We start from the raw sequence: 14,951 nt of genomic DNA, 5'->3' as shown, positions 1-14,951 counted from the left end.
CCTCATTGCCAGCTTGCGGGTTCAGGATATGATCAGGCCGTTATTTGAACCGGACTGCACTGACCCATGCCCGTTGACCTGCAAGCGCTCTATCCCAAACTGATCCATCTGATGCTGGATACGGTTTTCGTGGTCGACAGGGACAACCAGATTGCATTTGTCAGCGACGCCTGCGAGGCACTGCTCGGCTACCGTGCCGACGAGCTGACCGGCAGCCTGATCACCGACTACATGCACCCCCAAGACCTGGCAGCCACCCGGGCCTCGATTATTCGGGTGATGAACGGCCAGCCCCACGTGGATTTCCGTAACCGCTATATCCGCAAGGATGGCAGCCTCGTCCATATCCTGTGGGCGGCGTTCTGGTCCGAGGATGTCGGCGCGCGGATCGGCGTGGCACGGGACATCACCGCCCTCACCCAGGCCGAGGAAGAACTGCGCTTCCTCGCCCATCACGACCCGCTGACCGCCCTGACCAACCGCTCGCTGTTCAATGATCGCCTCGATTCGGCCCTGCGCAACGCGCGCCGGCAGAAGAGCACGCTGGCGCTGCTGTTCCTGGATATCAATGACTTCAAAGGCATCAACGATGTGCATGGGCATGTCGCCGGCGACCGCGTGCTGTGCACCATCGCCAGGCGCCTGGAAGCCTGTGCGCGCGAGACCGACACGGTGGCGCGAATGGGTGGCGATGAGTTCACCGTGCTGTTGACCGACCTTCATTGCGAAAACGCCGTGGCCGAGAAGGTGCAGCAGATCCTCGCCATCATGGCCGCCCCCCTTGGCCCTGAGTTTGGCCCGGTGAAAATGCCGTCGTGCAGTATCGGCGTGGCGCGTTACCCGGATGACGGGGAAGATGCCGACACCCTACTCAGCCATGCCGATGGCGATATGTACCGGGTGAAAAAACTGCACCGCGCGGCGGGGTGAAAGTCGCCCCTGCCCTGGCGATTACCCACGCTGGCCATCAACGGTTACTGCGCAGGATCGAAAAATTCAACGCCACGGCAACACACAGCCACGCCAGGTAAGGGAACAGGATCAACCCGGTTATCAGGTCTAGGCGCACCGCCAGCACCACCATGGCCGCCACGGTGAGCCAAAGCAGGGTGATAACCACCATCGCGGCGAAAATCCGATGTGCGCCGAAAAACACCGGCGTCCACAGGGTATTCAACGCAATCTGCGCCGCCCACAAGGCCAGCACTGTTTGACTGCCGGGGATCAGGCTCAGGCGATAACCGGCCCAGGCGAGCAGCAGGTAAATCAGCGTCCAGGCCACCGGGAACAGCCAGTTGGGCGGGGTGAAGCGGGGTTTGACCAGGGACTCATACCAGGCACCGGGCTTGAACATGATGCCGGTGCTGGCAGCGGCGGCGCAGGCGAGCAGGAAGATAAAGAAGGTCATTGGCGGTCCTTGGCTCAAGTCAGCAATCTGGAAAGTGTCCCAGGATTGGACGCCCCGGGGGCCCTGAAAAGTTCAGTATTTCCCGGTACGACAATCTGAACCGCAACCGTACTGGCTAGCCCTTCAACTCGCCGGCGCGATTACTCGCGGCGTCGTCATAAGCCACATACAGCGACTCGGCGATCTGGCTCTTGATGGCCTTGCTGGCCTCCAGCCCCAACACAAAGCCTTCGGCCTTGCCGCCAGCGCGGTTCAGGTCTTCGGCGGTGCTGGCGCCAGTGATCGCGTCCAGCAACTTGGTAGCGTGCGGGCCAACGCCCTTGGGCAGGCTGATCTGGTCGATGCTCATTGCGCCACCTCGCAGAAGGTTGGGGATGGGGTGCTGCGGGTAAACGAGGTCATATGCGATACCTTGATGGCTTGGGGCCGATAGCGCGTGGAACCACTGCCGGGCAGGCATGGTAGACCGGGACGGAGGAAAAGGGTTGTATAAACGATCAGGCGCCGATGCTGTAGGATCTTTCACCTTTCGTCGCATCGCCAAGGTAATGGAGCGCAGGTCTAAATGGAAAACCCGCAGGGCAAACGAGTCGTGGTGATTGGCGCCGGTATCGTCGGCGCATCCCTGGCCTATCACCTGGCGGAAAAGGGCGCGCAGGTCAGCCTGGTCGAGGCGCATGAGATTGCGTCAGGCGTCACCGCCACGTCATTCGCCTGGCTCCACGCCACCCATCCGGGGCCCGACCCCATTGCCCAATTACGCGGCGCCGCCATCCAGGAATACCACCGCCTCCAACCCCAACTGCCCGGCTTGCAGATCCAATGGACGGGCGCCTTGTCTTACGATGGCTCGCCACCGGCCTCGACAAACCGGGTATCACGCGCGCAGATTCTTGAGCTTGAGCCCAACCTCAAGCAGCCCCCTGACTATGCAACGTACGTAGCCGAAGAAGGTGCCCTCGACGCAGTGGCGGCAACCCATGCGCTGGTCGCCGGCGCCCAGGTGCATGGCGCGAAGCTGCTCACTCAGACGCCGGTGCTGGGGTTTGTCACCGAGGGCCAACAGGTGACCGGCGTCGAAACCTCACGGGGCATCATCCACGCCGATATCGTTGTACTGGCAGCCGGGACAGGCACCACCAGGCTGACAGACATGTTGCACGTATCCCTGCCGATAACCGCATCGCCGTCCATCTTCATCCGCTACAAGCCACAACCCAAGCTTGTGCACACCCTCATTTCCAACCCGCACATGGAAGTGCGGCAAAACGCGGATGGCGCATTGCTGGCAGCCGAGGATTACCTGGGCGACGCCGAGGAAAACCGGGCAGACGCGATAGCACTACGCACAGCCAAGGCGATCGACCATGAGCTCAATGGGCTGGTGTGCCTTGAGCCGGAGTTGGCCTGTGTCGGGCTCAGGCCAATTGCTGCCGATGGCATCCCGATCATTGGCTATCTGCCCCAGGTGGCAGGTGTGTACGTTTGCACCATGCACCCTGGGGTCGCACTGGCTGCGATCGTGGGTCGGCTTGCCAGTGAAGAGATGCTTGAAGACAAGCCAGCAGAGGCGCTTGGGGGATGTCGTCCGGGTCGATTTTTCCGCGGGTAGGCGCCGGCTTGCCTAGGGCAAGGTCGCGCTCTTGAAAATCGGTTCGCTGTGCAGCACTCGCACCCCATCCGGACCGCTTTCAAGCAGCCGGCGCTCGCTATCGGCGACCAGCAGTTCAAGGCCGTACCCTGCAGCCGCCAGGCACCGCGCGATTTCCTGCGCGGCGTCGTGCGCCCACGGGGTGGCGGATTCGAAATGCCCCAGCAGCCTGTCGTTGCTACTAATCATGAGTCGGTATCTATTCATTCTGTTCTCACACGTTCAATGCGGCCAAAACTGACGTTAAGGCCAAGCGGGGAAATGGCCAGCAATTGGTCAAGTCGCACCTCACACTGGCCACTGTCGCGGGCCAGCAGCAAAAACTCTTCCTTGCTCGCCGCAGTTCGCGTAGTCAGCGCCCTGGCCACGAAGCTGCGCCCGTCGATCAGTTCTACCTGCAGGCGGTAACGGTGCATGCAGGCGATCTCCAGGTAGTCATGCACATCGCAGTTCAGGGGCTGATACGCGGTCATGATATTTTCCAGCGCCTTATTTCAGGTCATCGATGGACGCACCGAAATTCAGGTGCAACACCTGGCCGTCGTGAACAAACGCAGGGACTGACTTGACCCCGGCCAGTTCGGCTTCGCCAATGCGCTGGGGTTGTTGGCCAAGGTGGACGACCTCGACCTTGAGTGCCGGGTCCAGCAGGTTGAGCAAGGTCTGCTCAGCGGAAATACAGACGGAGCAACCAGCATGGTAGAAGCGTGCGTTAGACATTTTGCGTCTCCTTCATTGAGTTGGTATCGATTCGATACCTAATCAAGAATTACCCGCGCGTCGCTATTTGTCAATATAGTATTTAATCGATACTATATGTCGACAGGAGTGACTCATGTCCGACACAACCCTTTTCGAGCTGCTTGAACGGCTTGCCAGCCTCAGCCGCATCTGGTTCCGCCAGCACCCGTTGCTGGCCGATTTGCAACCCATCCAGTTGAGCGCGCTGATGTACCTTTCGCGCTGCAACCGCTACTCCAATACACCGTTGGGCGTGACTGACTATTTGGGCCTGACCAAAGGCACAGTGTCGCAGTCACTCAAGGCGCTGGAGGCCAAGGGGCTGATCGTCAAAACCCAGGATGTGCACGACAAGCGCAGCGTGCATCTGCAGTTGACGGACACGGCGCGCGGCCTGCTGGACGCATTGTTGCCGCCGGACTTCCTCGCCGCCGGTGAGGCACGCATAGGCGCGCGCGGCGGGCAACTGCAGACACTGCTTGGCGAGTTGCTGCGCGAAGTGCAGCGCAGCGCGGACGTGCCCAGCTTTGGCCTGTGCCGCACCTGCCGCTTCCATCAGCACGTCGACGATCTGCCGTTCTGCGGCCTGACCCAGGAACCCCTGGCGCCGAGCGATGCCGTGCTGATCTGTCGTGAACATCAACCCCCGCAGGTGCCTGCATGAGCCTGACCACGATTCGCCTCGACACCCTGCTCACCGGGCGTGCGCAGCCTTTCACCCGGCCCGGCTCCCGCAGCGCCATCGACAAACAGCCGCGACCCGGCCCCCTGAAGGTCGCCACCCTGGGCCTCAGTGGCGACGAACAGGGCGACCTGCGCATCCATGGCGGAATAGAAAAAGCCATCCACCACTACCCGCTCGAGCATTACGCCCGCTGGGCCGAGGAATTGGGGGCCCATCCATTGCTCGCCCAGCCGGGAGCCTTTGGCGAGAACTTCAGCACCACCGGCTGGAGCGAGCATGACGTCTGCCTGGGCGATCGCATCCGGGCCGGGACAGCGTTGCTTGAGGTGTCCCAGGGGCGTATGCCGTGCTGGAAACTCAGCGACCGCTTCGCCGTGGCCGAACTGGCCCTGCGCGTGCAGCAGTCGGGGCGCACCGGCTGGTACTACCGGGTGCTGGAGGAAGGTGTGGTGAGCGCCGGCGACAGCCTGCAACTGGTCGAGCGGCAATTTGCCGACTGGTCATTGGCACGCTTGTCCGCTGTGCTGTTCGACAAGCGAATGGAGAGCGAACTGTTGCGCGAATGCCTGGCGCTGCCGTTGGTGCCGTCATGGCGGCGCACGCTGGAGCGGCGCCTGGAAAAAGGCATGACCGAAGACTGGGGGCCCCGCCTGTTGGGTTGAAGCGCGGCGCGGGAGCTAGTGCTGCTGCCCCGCCAGATTGTGCGAACAACCCGGCAGATGCCCAGGTTTTTCGCCGCAAAGCCGGCGCCTACTGGGGGTTGAGCTGATATCATCCAGGCATTAACGCGCTGAGTAGAAAGCATGAACCGTCGTAAGAAACTCAATCAGATATTGAAAGCCAACGCCAAAAAGGCCAATGCCAAACTGGCCCCCAAAAGCAAAGAGAAGTACATCAGCAAGGCCGATCGCCTGAAACTGGAGACCGAGCCCGCTCAGGACGCGCCGATTTCCTCTGACACGCCCAACTGATTCAGGGCACTCTACGCCGGCGCAGCAGTCTGCTTACAGACACCCCACTCTCGCCCGGCGGAGCTTCCCATGATGATTGTTCACCACCTCAACAACTCACGCTCGCAGCGCATTCTCTGGCTGCTCGAAGAACTCGGCCTGCCCTACGCGCTCAAGCTCTACCAGCGCGACCCAAAAACCAACCTCGCCCCACCGGAGCTCAAGGCGATCAACGCGTTGGGCAAATCGCCGGTGCTTGAAGACGGCACCCGCGTGGTGATCGAGTCCGGCGCCATTGTCGACTACCTGATCCGCCGCCATGGCCAGGGCCGCCTGCAACCAGACCCCGCCACGGCCGCCTACGACAGCTACGTGCAATGGCTGCACTTTGCCGAAGGCTCGGCCATGCTGCCGCTGATGCTCAACCTGTACGTCGGCCGCCTGGGTGAAGCCGGCGCGCCGTTGCACCCGCGGATCGAATCGGAACTGGCCAACTACCTGGGTTACCTGAACGACGCCCTGGCGCAGTCGCCATACCTGCTGGGCGAGGAACTGAGCGGCGCGGATATCCAGATGAGCTTTATTGGCGAAATCGCCAAGGCCCAGGGCAAGTTGCCGGCGTACCCGAACCTGGCCGCGTGGGTCCAGCGGTTCCAGGCCCGGCCGGCCTATCGCAAGGCGCTGGAGAAGGGTGGGGAATACGCGTTTGCCCAGTAAATCACCGGGCGTTTGACTCCTCTTCCAGAGCCGGCATAATTGCCGGCTTTTTTCGGGACGTCCCCATGCAACGGATTGTAATTCTGGGCAACGCCGGCAGCGGCAAATCCACCCTCGCCCGCGCCCTTGGCCAGCGCCTCGGCCTGCCCGTCGTGCACCTGGACACCCTGTTCTGGGAACCCAACTGGGTCGAGACCGACGCCGAACAATTCCGCACACGGGTACGCGAAGCCGTCGCGTCGGACACCTGGGTGTGTGAAGGCAACTACGCCCGACGCACCTTCGACCTGCGCCTGCCCCGTGCCGACCTGATCATCTGGCTGGATACACCGCGACTCACCTGTTTCACCCGGGTACTGATACGCAGCGCCATGAAACGCCCTCGCGCGGATCGGCCCGTGGGGTGTACCGACAAGCTCGACCGGGAGTTCCTGACGTTTCTGGACTTTGTATGGAATTTTGATCGCGGCTATCGGCCGGGTATCGAGGCGATGCGCCTGGCAGTGGGGCCGGATGTTCCGACAGTGCATTTGCGCGGTAACCGGCAGGTGGCAGATTTTCTCGACCGCTTGCCTGGCCTTGCCATCGGCGTGTGATAACGTGCCCCAGGCCCACTGTGCAGGCACCCGCCCCATGCCCATCGCCGATAATCTGCTCGCCTTTACCCTCGCCGCCACCCTACTGACCCTCACTCCCGGGCTCGACACCGCGCTGGTGTTGCGTACCGCCACGGTGGAGGGCAAGCAGCAAGCATTGCGCGCAGCGCTGGGGATCAATGCGGGCTGTTTCTTATGGGGTGCGGCGGTGGCCTTTGGCTTGGGGGCGTTGATCGCAGTATCGGAGCTGGCGTTCAACCTGTTGAAGTACTGCGGCGCCGCTTACCTGGCCTGGCTGGGGCTGAATATGCTGCTGCGCCCACGTACTTCCCTGACGGTCGGCGACGCCCATGCCACACCCGGCACCCGCTGGTTCTTGAAAGGCATGCTGGGCAATGTGCTCAACCCCAAGATCGGGATTTTCTATGTGTCGTTCCTGCCGCAGTTCATTCCCCAGGGCCATTCGTTGATCGCCTGGACATTCGGCCTGGTGAGCATCCATGTGGTGCTCGGCCTGGCATGGTCCTTGACCCTGATCGGCGCTACCCAGCCACTGGCCGCAGTGCTGCGCCGGGGCAAGGTGATCACCTGGATGGACCGCAGCACCGGCCTGCTCTTTGTGCTGTTCGCGGCCCGCCTGGCATTGAGCAAACGCTAATCAGGGCTTGGACAAAGATCCAGCTGGGCGCTGGGGATCACTACGGCTTCGGGGCCGTCATGTACTGGCTGAAGTTGTTGATGTGATCATCCAGATTGTCTTCGAGCATCATCCGGTACTGCTCACAGAAGTACTTGAGCATCGCTTCTCGCGCCTCGGCCATCTCGGCGCCGGACTTGAAGTTGCGCGCACTCGCCCAGGCGTTGAAACGGGTGGTGCCGAACATCATCGAGGCGCTGACCTGGCCCAGGTTCTCGAGGGTTTTGAGTTGCTCGTTCGACAGCTCGATGTGCGCGTCGGCGCGGTCGTAGAAGGCTTGGTCGGTAGCGTCTGGCATGGTGGAACACCTGGGTTGGATAAATGAGTCATTGAAACATTTGCAGCAGGCAAGACCCTAGACCGGGTGCGTCGCCTCCAGCAACTGGGTAATCCAGCGCACCTCTTGCGCCAGTTCCTGCACTTTCTGTTCGGGCAGCGCCTGTCGCGCCTCGGCGAGCTGGCCCAACGTGCGTTGTTTGTAGCGCAACAGGCGCTGCCACTTGGCCAGGAAGGCCGGACTGCGCGCCTGCATCTGCAAGGGGCCGAAGTACAGTTGCTCGGCGCTGTAGCTCACCGGCCCGCTGCGCTCGGCGACGATGATTTCGTAGTCGAAGCGGTTTTCCCGCAGCAACTCCTCGCAAAGGATGCGGTAGCCGTTGTCCATCAGCCACACACGCAACGGTTGTTCGCCGCCGTTGGGTTGCAGGATCAGGCGTTCCCGGCCGCTGAGATGCGCCTTGCCGCGCTCGAGGATGTCGCGGATGGTCTCGCCGCCCATGCCGCAGATACTCACCGCATCGAGCAGGTCGGCCGGTTCGATAGCCGCCAGGCCATCGGCCAGGCGCACGTGGATGTGCAGTTCGTGGCCGTTGTCGCACACGGTGCGCTGGGCCGCGCGAAATGGCGTCAACGCCACCTCGCCGGCCACTGCCGCGACAATCGCGCCGCGGTTCATCAACGCTACCGGCAGGTAGGCGTGATCCGAGCCGATGTCGGCCAGGCGCGCACCGGCTGGCACCTGCGCCGCCACGCGCTCCAGGCGCTTGGACAATGTGTTGTGGTTCAACTGCTGTTCCTTTTCAAGGCACCGTTGGCCTCGCTGAGGGCCGCAGGGTAAAGCCTCGGCGCCCGCCAGGCCAGCGCCTTGTACAGGTCCACCGCATTGCCATAGGACGCAGCCTGCGCCTGGGCAATGGCCTGGCGCAGGTTGAGCAGGTCGCGCAGGCTTTGCTGCACCGACAGGTAACTGCCGGAACCCGCGCCATAACGTCGCTGGGCGATGTCCAGTGCAGCTTCGGCATGCCGTGCCGATTGCACCAGGTTGAGCAGGTGTCGCTGATGCTCGGCCAGTTGGGTGATGGCACCCTCCACTTCTTCCACGGCCACCAGCAGCACCTGTTCAAAGTGCGCGGTCTCGCGCTGCGATAGCGCCTGGGCGCCCCGCAGGCGCGCACGCACGGTGCCCAGGTTGAGTGCCGGCCAGGTCAGGCCTGGGGTCAGCTCGAATGCCCGGGATGCACTGCCCAGGTCACCGTCGCGCAAGGCGAAAAAACCGACAAACCCACCCAGGTTCAAGCGCGGGTACAGGTCGGCAGTCGCCGCGCCCACATCCTCGACACGCGCCGCCAGCAGCCGCTCGGCCTGCACCACGTCCGGTCGATTGCGAATCAACTGGTCGACATCTCCCAACGGCAATTGTCGCGCTACAGGCCCCGGCGCCAGGGCGTCGAGGTCGACGCTAAAACTGCCCGGCCGCTGCCCCGCCAACACCTGCAAGCGGTACAGGCTGCGTTGCAGCTGGCTTTGCAGCGGCGCAATCGCCGCTTGGGCGCGCAGCGCATTGCCGCGGGCGCTCTCCAACTCTTCAGGCAAGCCACTGCCGGCCTGGCTTTGCGCCTCGGTCAGGGCCACCGTCTCTTGCCAACTGCGCACCGCATCCTGTGCCAACCGTAGTTGTTCGCGCTGGCCCTGCGCCGCGTAATAGGCATGGGCCACTTGCGCGGCAATGCTCAATTGCACCTGCTCAAGGTCAGCCTGCGAAGCCTCGGCACGGGATTGCGCGGCACGGTTCAAGTGATCGAGACGGCCAAACAGATCCAGCTCCCATTGCAGGTCCAGGCCGGCACGCCAGGACTCGGACAAGCTGCGGCTCGGCCGCGCGCCCGTCACCGCCTGCTGCTCCAGGCTGCGCTGGTACGCCGCCGTACTGGTGACCGTGGGCAGGCGCTGCAACGCTTGCTCGTCGACATACGCGCGAGCCAGCAGCAGGTTTGCGCGCGCCTGGCGCACATCGTGGTTGTGGGCCACGGCGCTATCGATCAGGCGCGCCAGTTGGGCGTCGTCGAAAAAAGTCCACCACGCGGCCACCGGCTGCACCGCAGGCCCGGAGAATTCCCGGGCCTGCGGGCTGGCCAGTTGAATCGGCGCGATCTCGGGCACGCGGTAGTGTGGCCCCACCGAACACCCGCCCAGGCCGGCCAACGCGCCAAGCAACAGCGGGTAATGGATAAACGTCTTCATGGGCGTACCTCGACATGCCCGGGCGCCAGGTACTGCTCGGCATCGGCCAATTGTTGCTGGCGCAGGCCCCGCACCCGGTGATCACGGGCCAGCCAGGCATAAATAGTGGGAAGGACAAACAGCGTAAACAACGTACCAACCAGCATCCCGCAGACGATCACCACGCCCAGGCCAAAGCGGCTATTGGCCCCGGCACCGTTGGCGAACAGCAGCGGCAGCACGCCGAAGGTCATCGCCGCCGTGGTCATCAGCACTGGCCGCAGACGGATCTGCGCGGCGCGGATGATCGCGCTGGCGCGGTCGAGGTTCTCGCGCACCTGGAGCTCATTGGCGAACTCCACCATCAGGATCCCGTGTTTGCTGATCAGGCCGATCAAGGTCACGAGCCCGATCTGCGTGTAGATATTCAATGTGGCCCAGCCCAGCGCCAACGGAATCAACGCGCCGCAAATGGATAAGGGCACGGTGACCAGAATGATCAACGGATCGACCAGGCTCTCGTACTGCGCCGCGAGCACCAGATAAATCACCACCAGGGCGGCGAGAAACGCCAGCACCAGCGCACTGCCCTCCTGCACGTATTGGCGCGACTCGGACTGCCAGTCGTGGCTGAACCCCGGCGGCAATTCGCCGGCCAGTTGCTCCAGCAGGGCTACCGCCTGCCCCTGGGAAACGCCCGGCGCCGGAATGGCTTGCAAGGTGCTGGCGTTCTGCTGATCGAACTGCAGCAAGCGGTTCGGCGCCACCGTGATATCCAGGTGCACCAGCGCCGACAGCGGGATCAACTGCCCGCCTTCGGTGCGCACATACTGGCGGGCCAGGGCCTGCGGGGTCAGGCGCTGCTCCTCGGTGCTTTGCGCAATCACATCATAAGAGCGTCCATACAAAGCGAAGCGGTTGATGTACTGCTCGCCCACCAGCACCGCCAGCGAATCGCCGATATCGCGCATGCCAATGCCCAGGCTCGCGGCCTTGGCCCGATCGACCGTGACTTTGACCACCGGGTTGTTGTAGTCCAGGTCGCTGTCGACCACGGCAAACAGGCCGCTGTCACGGGCACGCTGCTTGAGGGTTTCCATGGTCTGGTACAGCACCGGGTAGTCCTGGGCGCTGCGCAGCACCATCTGCACCGGCAGGCCGCCGCTGGAGCCGGGTAGCGCCGCCACCTGGAAGGCAAAGATGCTGCTGCCCTCGACCTCGCCCACGGCCTGCTGCAACTGGGCCTGGACCTGCTCGGCCGAGCGCTCGCGGGCCTGCCAGGCGCTGAGGTTGATCCCGCCGAAACTGGCCGCCGGCCCGTCGGTACCATTGATGATCCAGGTGTCGGTGGTTTCCGGCAGGCTTTCCATGACCCGATTGAGCTTGCTCGCAAAGCGTTCGGCGTAGTCGAGGTTGGCGTACTGCGGTGACTTGATGGCGGTCAATATCGCCGCCTGGTCCTCGGGCGGCGCCAGTTCGCGCTGCGGTAGCGTGTACAACCACGGCAGGCTCAGGCACACCAGCACGGCGACGCCGCCGCTGATCCAGCGTCGCGCCAGGGAGTAGCCCAACACCCGGCCATAGGTCGCGGCCAGTGCGCCAAACACCCGCTCGGCCAACTTGGCCATGCGCCCTTCTTGCTGCCCGGGCTTGAGCAGCAGCGAGCTCATCACCGGCGACAGGGTCAAGGCGACCACGCCCGAGACAATCACCGCCCCTGCCAGGGTCAGGGCAAATTCGCGGAACAGCGTGCCGGTCAGCCCGCCGATCAGGCCGATGGGCGCATACACCGCCGCCAGCGTCAGAGTCATGGCAATCACCGGCCCGGCGATCTCGCGGGCGCCGACCAACGCGGCGGCCACCGGCGTCAGGCCTTCTTCGATATGCCGGTGGACGTTTTCCACCACCACAATCGCGTCGTCCACCACCAGGCCGATGGCCAATACCATCGCCAGCAGGGTCAGCAGGTTGAGGCTGAAGCCGAAGAGCAGCATCAAGGCCGCCGCGCCGAGCATCGACAACGGAATCGCCAGCACCGGAATCGCCACGCTGCGCAGCGAGCCCAGGCACAACCAGATCACCAGCACCACGATCAGCATGGCCTCGAGCAAGGTATGCAGCACCTCCTCGATGGACGCCTCGATAAACCGTGCGGTCTCGTAGGCCAGGGCCACATTGACCCCCGGTGGCAGGGTCTGCTGGATTTGCGGCAGCAGTTTGCGGATCCCATCAACGATCACCAAGGGGTTGCCCGAAGGCGTGGGGAATAACCCCAGGTGCACCGCCGGGCGGCCATTCATGGTGGCGCTGGTCTGGGTTGCCGCAGCGCCCAGCTCCACGGTGCCGACATCGCGCAGGCGTACCAGGGCCGTGCCATCGTTGCGAATCACCAGGTCACGGAAGGCCTCGACGCTGGTCAGGTCGGTGTCGATGTGAATGTCGGCCAGCACGAACTGGCCACGGATCTGCCCCGGCGTGGCCTGGTAGTTATTGCGGCGCACCGCTTGCGCCACGTCGGCGGCGGTGACTCCGCGCCCGGCCATGCGATCACTGTCCAGCCACAGGCGCATCGCCAGGTTCTGCCCGCCGAAGGTCTGCACCTTGGCTACCCCGTCGATCCCGGACAGCTGCGGTTCGACCACCCGCGACAGGTAGTCGCTGAGCTCGGGAATCGACAGCGTGTCACTGGCAAACCCCACGTAGGCCACGGCGGTGGAGTCGCCGGCCGACAGCTCGACCACCGGGTCGTAGGCATCGTCGGGCAAGCGGTAACGCACCTGATTGACCTTGGCCATGGTCTCGGCCAGCGCCTGGGTCGAATCGCGGTTGAGGGTCATGCGCAGGGTGATCACGCTGCGCCCCTGGACCGACGACGACGCCAGGTAGTCGATGCCCTCTACCGACGACACGGCCTGGGTGATCGGCTGGGTGACGAAGCCTTGCATCAATTCGGCCGAGGCGCCGGGGTACTCGGTGCTGACGGTGATGGTCGAGCTTTCCAGCAGCGGGTACTGGCGTACCGGCAACTGGCCGAGGGCAAACAGGCCGGCGAGGACGATCAGGCTGCTGACCACCAGCGCCAGCACCGGGCGCCGCACAAAACTGTCGGTGAAGCTCATGAGGCGGGTTTCCCTTCAACGTCCAGGGTGTTTTGCTCGACCGCTTCGACGGGCATGCCGTCGCTGAGCTTGAGCTGCCCGGAGACCACCACCTGGTCGTCCAGCGCCAGGCCCGAGGTGACTTCCACCACGCCCTGCCAACGCTCCCCGGTAGTCACCTGGCTGCGACGCACACTCAAGGCGCCGGCCGGACCGGCATTGGCGACAAACACGGTCTGCCCGTAGGCGGTATAGGTGATGGCCGTTTCCGGCACCACCAGCACCCTGGGCGACTGCACCGCCGACAGGCGCACGCTGGCATACATGCCGGCCTGCAACGGCCCGCCGGGGTTGGCCAGGGTCGCTTGCACCCGCACCGAGCGTGACTGGCCGATCAGCGGGTCAATGGCGTTGATCTGCGCCGAAAAATGCTGGCCGGGCAAGGCATCCACCGTGAGTTCGGCGGTCTGGCCGATGCTCAAGCCTGGGGCCGACTGTTCACTCAGGGCGAAATTCACGTGCAGGCGCTGGGCATCCACCAGGCTGGCGATGGCTTCGCCGGTCTGCAGGTATTGGCCTTGATGCACACGGCGGATGCCCAGTTGCCCGGCGAACGGCGCGCGGATGGCTTTTTGCGCAATCCGCGCGTCGACCTGTTGCAGCTCGCCCTTGGCCATGTCCAGGGCGGCGGTGGCGTTGTCCAGTTGCTCCTGGGTCGCGACATTCACGGCCTCAAGCTTTTGAATGCGCTGGAACAGAGTCTGGGCATTGCGCAGTTGCGCGTGCAGGCGCAAGCGGTCGGCCTGCTCGGGGGCGTCATTGAGCTGCACCAGCAACTGCCCGGCCTTGACCGCTTGCCCGGACTCGAACGCGATCCGCGTGATCCGCCCTGGGGTTTCCGCCGCCACCTGCACCTGGTTGGCCGCTTCCAGTTCCCCGGCGGCAAAGGCCTGGCGAGGCGCCTCGCCCTGGCGCACCTTGGCCAGCGCCACCTTGGCTACCGGCCACGCCGCTGCTGCCTGGGTTGAGGATTGATTGCCCCATAACGTGATAACCAGGGCCAGCACCGCTACCGCTGCCACGCCCCCGCCCACTAGCATCCTTCTGCCCATGCCCTGCTCCGCTGATTTGTGGTGTGTTCGCTGCCGCTCCACCCCACACAGGCGCAAAGCGGTTGCAGCAAAGATCGGGCAGGACTATAAAACCTCAACTTAACTTGAGGGCAACCCCCATGGCAGCAGAAAAGCACCCGGACGGCGTGCGCTCACTCACCATCGGCGAGGTGGCCAAGCGCAGCGGCGTACCGATCTCCACCTTGCACTTCTACGAGTCCAAGGGCTTGATCGCCAGCACCCGCAACGCGGGCAACCAACGGCGCTTCCCGTCGCTGGTGCTGCGCAGCATCGCGATTATCAAAGTGGCGCAACGTACCGGCATCCCTCTGGAAGAGATCAAGCGCGCCCTGGGCCGCTATCCGCCGAACAGCAAACTGACCGCCGCGCAATGGTCAGAAATGTCCTCGGCCTGGCGCGACAACCTCAACGAACGCATCCGAACCCTGCAAGCCCTGCGCGACAGCCTGGACAACTGTATTGGCTGCGGTTGCCTGTCGCTTAACGACTGCCCGTTGCGCAACCCCGGCGATACCTTGAGCCAGGAAGGACCGGGCCCGAGGATCCTCGAGCGCGCCGCTAGCGCATCTGAAATGCAATCATCCAATCCCTGAAGATCAAGGTGGGAGCTGTCGAGCCTTGGCGAGGCTGCGATGGCGGCGGCATTGCTGGGGTTGATGTTGGCTGACCCACCGCTATCGCTGGCAAGCCAGCCACATTTGATCTTCAGGGCCTTGCCAGGTCGGTGCTGACTACGCCGATGACACTTTTGAAGTAAGCCGCCCCGGGCGCTTTCC

19 protein-coding genes are annotated in these 14,951 nt (G+C 63.7%); 9 read left to right on the top strand and 10 right to left on the bottom strand.

Annotated features, from left to right (window positions below):
• Nucleotides 1-66 precede the first annotated feature (66 nt).
• On the top strand, nucleotides 67-930 hold the full coding sequence (locus tag ACSSVH_RS08295; protein WP_492634342.1) for a diguanylate cyclase domain-containing protein: 864 nt from the start codon (nucleotides 67-69) through the stop codon (nucleotides 928-930).
• A gap of 37 nt (nucleotides 931-967) precedes the next feature.
• Here ACSSVH_RS08295 and tspO read toward each other — a convergent pair whose 3' ends face one another.
• Both tspO and ACSSVH_RS08285 read right to left on the bottom strand, forming a co-directional pair.
• Nucleotides 968-1,408, bottom strand: a complete 441-nt coding sequence (tspO, locus tag ACSSVH_RS08290; protein ID WP_170043436.1) for a tryptophan-rich sensory protein TspO — start codon at nucleotides 1,406-1,408, stop codon at nucleotides 968-970.
• A 115-nt stretch (nucleotides 1,409-1,523) separates the two neighbouring features.
• Nucleotides 1,524-1,757 carry a hypothetical protein gene (locus ACSSVH_RS08285; RefSeq protein ID WP_170043435.1) on the bottom strand — a complete coding sequence of 78 codons (234 nt, stop codon included), beginning with the start codon at nucleotides 1,755-1,757 and terminating at the stop codon, nucleotides 1,524-1,526.
• A 216-nt stretch (nucleotides 1,758-1,973) separates the two neighbouring features.
• Between ACSSVH_RS08285 and ACSSVH_RS08280 the strand changes: the two genes are divergently transcribed.
• A complete protein-coding gene (locus ACSSVH_RS08280; RefSeq protein ID WP_492634341.1) occupies nucleotides 1,974-3,020 on the top strand; it encodes an NAD(P)/FAD-dependent oxidoreductase in 1,047 nt (348 codons plus the stop codon).
• 12 nt (nucleotides 3,021-3,032) lie between these two features.
• Here the strand turns inward: ACSSVH_RS08280 and ACSSVH_RS08275 are convergent, their stop codons facing one another.
• From ACSSVH_RS08275 to ACSSVH_RS08265, 3 genes are read right to left on the bottom strand one after another with little or no spacing between them, the layout of a single operon-like run.
• Nucleotides 3,033-3,248, bottom strand: a complete 216-nt coding sequence (locus ACSSVH_RS08275; RefSeq protein WP_346266496.1) for a cytoplasmic protein — start codon at nucleotides 3,246-3,248, stop codon at nucleotides 3,033-3,035.
• Between the two features lie 14 nt (nucleotides 3,249-3,262).
• Entirely contained in the window at nucleotides 3,263-3,532 is a 270-nt protein-coding gene (locus ACSSVH_RS08270) for a Rho-binding antiterminator (protein WP_492634340.1), read from the bottom strand.
• 16 nt (nucleotides 3,533-3,548) lie between these two features.
• Nucleotides 3,549-3,779 (bottom strand): thioredoxin family protein, encoded by a 231-nt coding sequence (locus ACSSVH_RS08265; RefSeq protein WP_169953408.1) that lies wholly within the window; start codon nucleotides 3,777-3,779, stop codon nucleotides 3,549-3,551.
• A gap of 115 nt (nucleotides 3,780-3,894) precedes the next feature.
• Between ACSSVH_RS08265 and ACSSVH_RS08260 the strand changes: the two genes are divergently transcribed.
• The 6 genes from ACSSVH_RS08260 to ACSSVH_RS08235 all read left to right on the top strand — a co-directional run bounded on the left by ACSSVH_RS08260 (nucleotide 3,895) and on the right by ACSSVH_RS08235 (nucleotide 7,406).
• Nucleotides 3,895-4,464 carry a MarR family winged helix-turn-helix transcriptional regulator gene (locus tag ACSSVH_RS08260; RefSeq protein WP_492634339.1) on the top strand — a complete coding sequence of 190 codons (570 nt, stop codon included), beginning with the start codon at nucleotides 3,895-3,897 and terminating at the stop codon, nucleotides 4,462-4,464.
• Nucleotides 4,461-5,147, top strand: a complete 687-nt coding sequence (locus tag ACSSVH_RS08255) for an MOSC domain-containing protein (RefSeq protein WP_492634338.1) — start codon at nucleotides 4,461-4,463, stop codon at nucleotides 5,145-5,147. Before ACSSVH_RS08260 ends, ACSSVH_RS08255 begins: the two co-directional genes overlap by 4 nt.
• A 141-nt stretch (nucleotides 5,148-5,288) precedes the next feature.
• The gene (locus ACSSVH_RS08250; RefSeq protein ID WP_492634337.1) at nucleotides 5,289-5,456 is read left to right on the top strand and encodes a DUF2986 domain-containing protein; all 168 of its coding nucleotides are present in this window, start codon (nucleotides 5,289-5,291) and stop codon (nucleotides 5,454-5,456) included.
• 69 nt (nucleotides 5,457-5,525) lie between these two features.
• Nucleotides 5,526-6,152, top strand: a complete 627-nt coding sequence (locus ACSSVH_RS08245) for a glutathione S-transferase family protein (RefSeq protein WP_169953401.1) — start codon at nucleotides 5,526-5,528, stop codon at nucleotides 6,150-6,152.
• A 65-nt stretch (nucleotides 6,153-6,217) separates the two neighbouring features.
• Nucleotides 6,218-6,748: a P-loop NTPase family protein gene (locus ACSSVH_RS08240; RefSeq protein WP_273866837.1), complete on the top strand. Its 531-nt coding sequence runs from the start codon at nucleotides 6,218-6,220 to the stop codon at nucleotides 6,746-6,748.
• 37 nt (nucleotides 6,749-6,785) lie between these two features.
• On the top strand, nucleotides 6,786-7,406 hold the full coding sequence (locus ACSSVH_RS08235) for a LysE family translocator (protein ID WP_492634336.1): 621 nt from the start codon (nucleotides 6,786-6,788) through the stop codon (nucleotides 7,404-7,406).
• Nucleotides 7,407-7,446: 40 nt separating this feature from the next.
• Here the strand turns inward: ACSSVH_RS08235 and ACSSVH_RS08230 are convergent, their stop codons facing one another.
• The 5 genes from ACSSVH_RS08230 to ACSSVH_RS08210 are packed head-to-tail and all read right to left on the bottom strand — an operon-like array spanning nucleotide 7,447 to nucleotide 14,154.
• Complete coding sequence (locus tag ACSSVH_RS08230) at nucleotides 7,447-7,743, bottom strand: DUF3144 domain-containing protein (RefSeq protein ID WP_170043428.1); 297 nt, start codon at nucleotides 7,741-7,743, stop codon at nucleotides 7,447-7,449.
• 57 nt (nucleotides 7,744-7,800) lie between these two features.
• Nucleotides 7,801-8,511 carry a tRNA (adenine(22)-N(1))-methyltransferase TrmK gene (locus ACSSVH_RS08225; RefSeq protein WP_170057786.1) on the bottom strand — a complete coding sequence of 237 codons (711 nt, stop codon included), beginning with the start codon at nucleotides 8,509-8,511 and terminating at the stop codon, nucleotides 7,801-7,803.
• Nucleotides 8,508-9,965: an efflux transporter outer membrane subunit gene (locus ACSSVH_RS08220; protein WP_492634335.1), complete on the bottom strand. Its 1,458-nt coding sequence runs from the start codon at nucleotides 9,963-9,965 to the stop codon at nucleotides 8,508-8,510. Before ACSSVH_RS08220 ends, ACSSVH_RS08225 begins: the two co-directional genes overlap by 4 nt.
• Nucleotides 9,962-13,063 (bottom strand): MexW/MexI family multidrug efflux RND transporter permease subunit, encoded by a 3,102-nt coding sequence (locus ACSSVH_RS08215; RefSeq protein WP_492634334.1) that lies wholly within the window; start codon nucleotides 13,061-13,063, stop codon nucleotides 9,962-9,964. Before ACSSVH_RS08215 ends, ACSSVH_RS08220 begins: the two co-directional genes overlap by 4 nt.
• Nucleotides 13,060-14,154, bottom strand: a complete 1,095-nt coding sequence (locus ACSSVH_RS08210) for an efflux RND transporter periplasmic adaptor subunit (protein WP_492634333.1) — start codon at nucleotides 14,152-14,154, stop codon at nucleotides 13,060-13,062. Before ACSSVH_RS08210 ends, ACSSVH_RS08215 begins: the two co-directional genes overlap by 4 nt.
• Nucleotides 14,155-14,273: 119 nt before the next feature.
• On the opposite strand from ACSSVH_RS08210, the gene soxR reads away from it, so the two are divergent.
• Nucleotides 14,274-14,768, top strand: coding sequence for a redox-sensitive transcriptional activator SoxR (gene soxR / locus ACSSVH_RS08205; protein ID WP_492634332.1), 495 nt, complete (start codon nucleotides 14,274-14,276; stop codon nucleotides 14,766-14,768).
• The last annotated feature ends 183 nt before the right edge of the window (nucleotides 14,769-14,951 follow it).

Source organism: Pseudomonas sp. HC1(2025) (genome assembly GCF_058742075.1).
This window is presented reverse-complemented; position numbering and strand designations above follow the sequence as displayed.

Coding starts and splice junctions, on each gene's coding strand:
- ACSSVH_RS08250 (WP_492634337.1), top strand. CDS start 5,289: ATGAACCGTCGTAAGAAACTCAATCAGATATTGAAAGCCAACGCCAAA.
- ACSSVH_RS08235 (WP_492634336.1), top strand. CDS start 6,786: ATGCCCATCGCCGATAATCTGCTCGCCTTTACCCTCGCCGCCACCCTA.
- ACSSVH_RS08295 (WP_492634342.1), top strand. CDS start 67: ATGCCCGTTGACCTGCAAGCGCTCTATCCCAAACTGATCCATCTGATG.
- ACSSVH_RS08240 (WP_273866837.1), top strand. CDS start 6,218: ATGCAACGGATTGTAATTCTGGGCAACGCCGGCAGCGGCAAATCCACC.
- ACSSVH_RS08275 (WP_346266496.1), bottom strand. CDS start 3,248: ATGATTAGTAGCAACGACAGGCTGCTGGGGCATTTCGAATCCGCCACC.
- ACSSVH_RS08220 (WP_492634335.1), bottom strand. CDS start 9,965: ATGAAGACGTTTATCCATTACCCGCTGTTGCTTGGCGCGTTGGCCGGC.
- ACSSVH_RS08270 (WP_492634340.1), bottom strand. CDS start 3,532: ATGACCGCGTATCAGCCCCTGAACTGCGATGTGCATGACTACCTGGAG.
- ACSSVH_RS08245 (WP_169953401.1), top strand. CDS start 5,526: ATGATGATTGTTCACCACCTCAACAACTCACGCTCGCAGCGCATTCTC.
- ACSSVH_RS08215 (WP_492634334.1), bottom strand. CDS start 13,063: ATGAGCTTCACCGACAGTTTTGTGCGGCGCCCGGTGCTGGCGCTGGTG.
- tspO (WP_170043436.1), bottom strand. CDS start 1,408: ATGACCTTCTTTATCTTCCTGCTCGCCTGCGCCGCCGCTGCCAGCACC.
- ACSSVH_RS08260 (WP_492634339.1), top strand. CDS start 3,895: ATGTCCGACACAACCCTTTTCGAGCTGCTTGAACGGCTTGCCAGCCTC.
- ACSSVH_RS08285 (WP_170043435.1), bottom strand. CDS start 1,757: ATGAGCATCGACCAGATCAGCCTGCCCAAGGGCGTTGGCCCGCACGCT.
- ACSSVH_RS08255 (WP_492634338.1), top strand. CDS start 4,461: ATGAGCCTGACCACGATTCGCCTCGACACCCTGCTCACCGGGCGTGCG.
- ACSSVH_RS08230 (WP_170043428.1), bottom strand. CDS start 7,743: ATGCCAGACGCTACCGACCAAGCCTTCTACGACCGCGCCGACGCGCAC.
- ACSSVH_RS08265 (WP_169953408.1), bottom strand. CDS start 3,779: ATGTCTAACGCACGCTTCTACCATGCTGGTTGCTCCGTCTGTATTTCC.
- soxR (WP_492634332.1), top strand. CDS start 14,274: ATGGCAGCAGAAAAGCACCCGGACGGCGTGCGCTCACTCACCATCGGC.
- ACSSVH_RS08210 (WP_492634333.1), bottom strand. CDS start 14,154: ATGGGCAGAAGGATGCTAGTGGGCGGGGGCGTGGCAGCGGTAGCGGTG.
- ACSSVH_RS08280 (WP_492634341.1), top strand. CDS start 1,974: ATGGAAAACCCGCAGGGCAAACGAGTCGTGGTGATTGGCGCCGGTATC.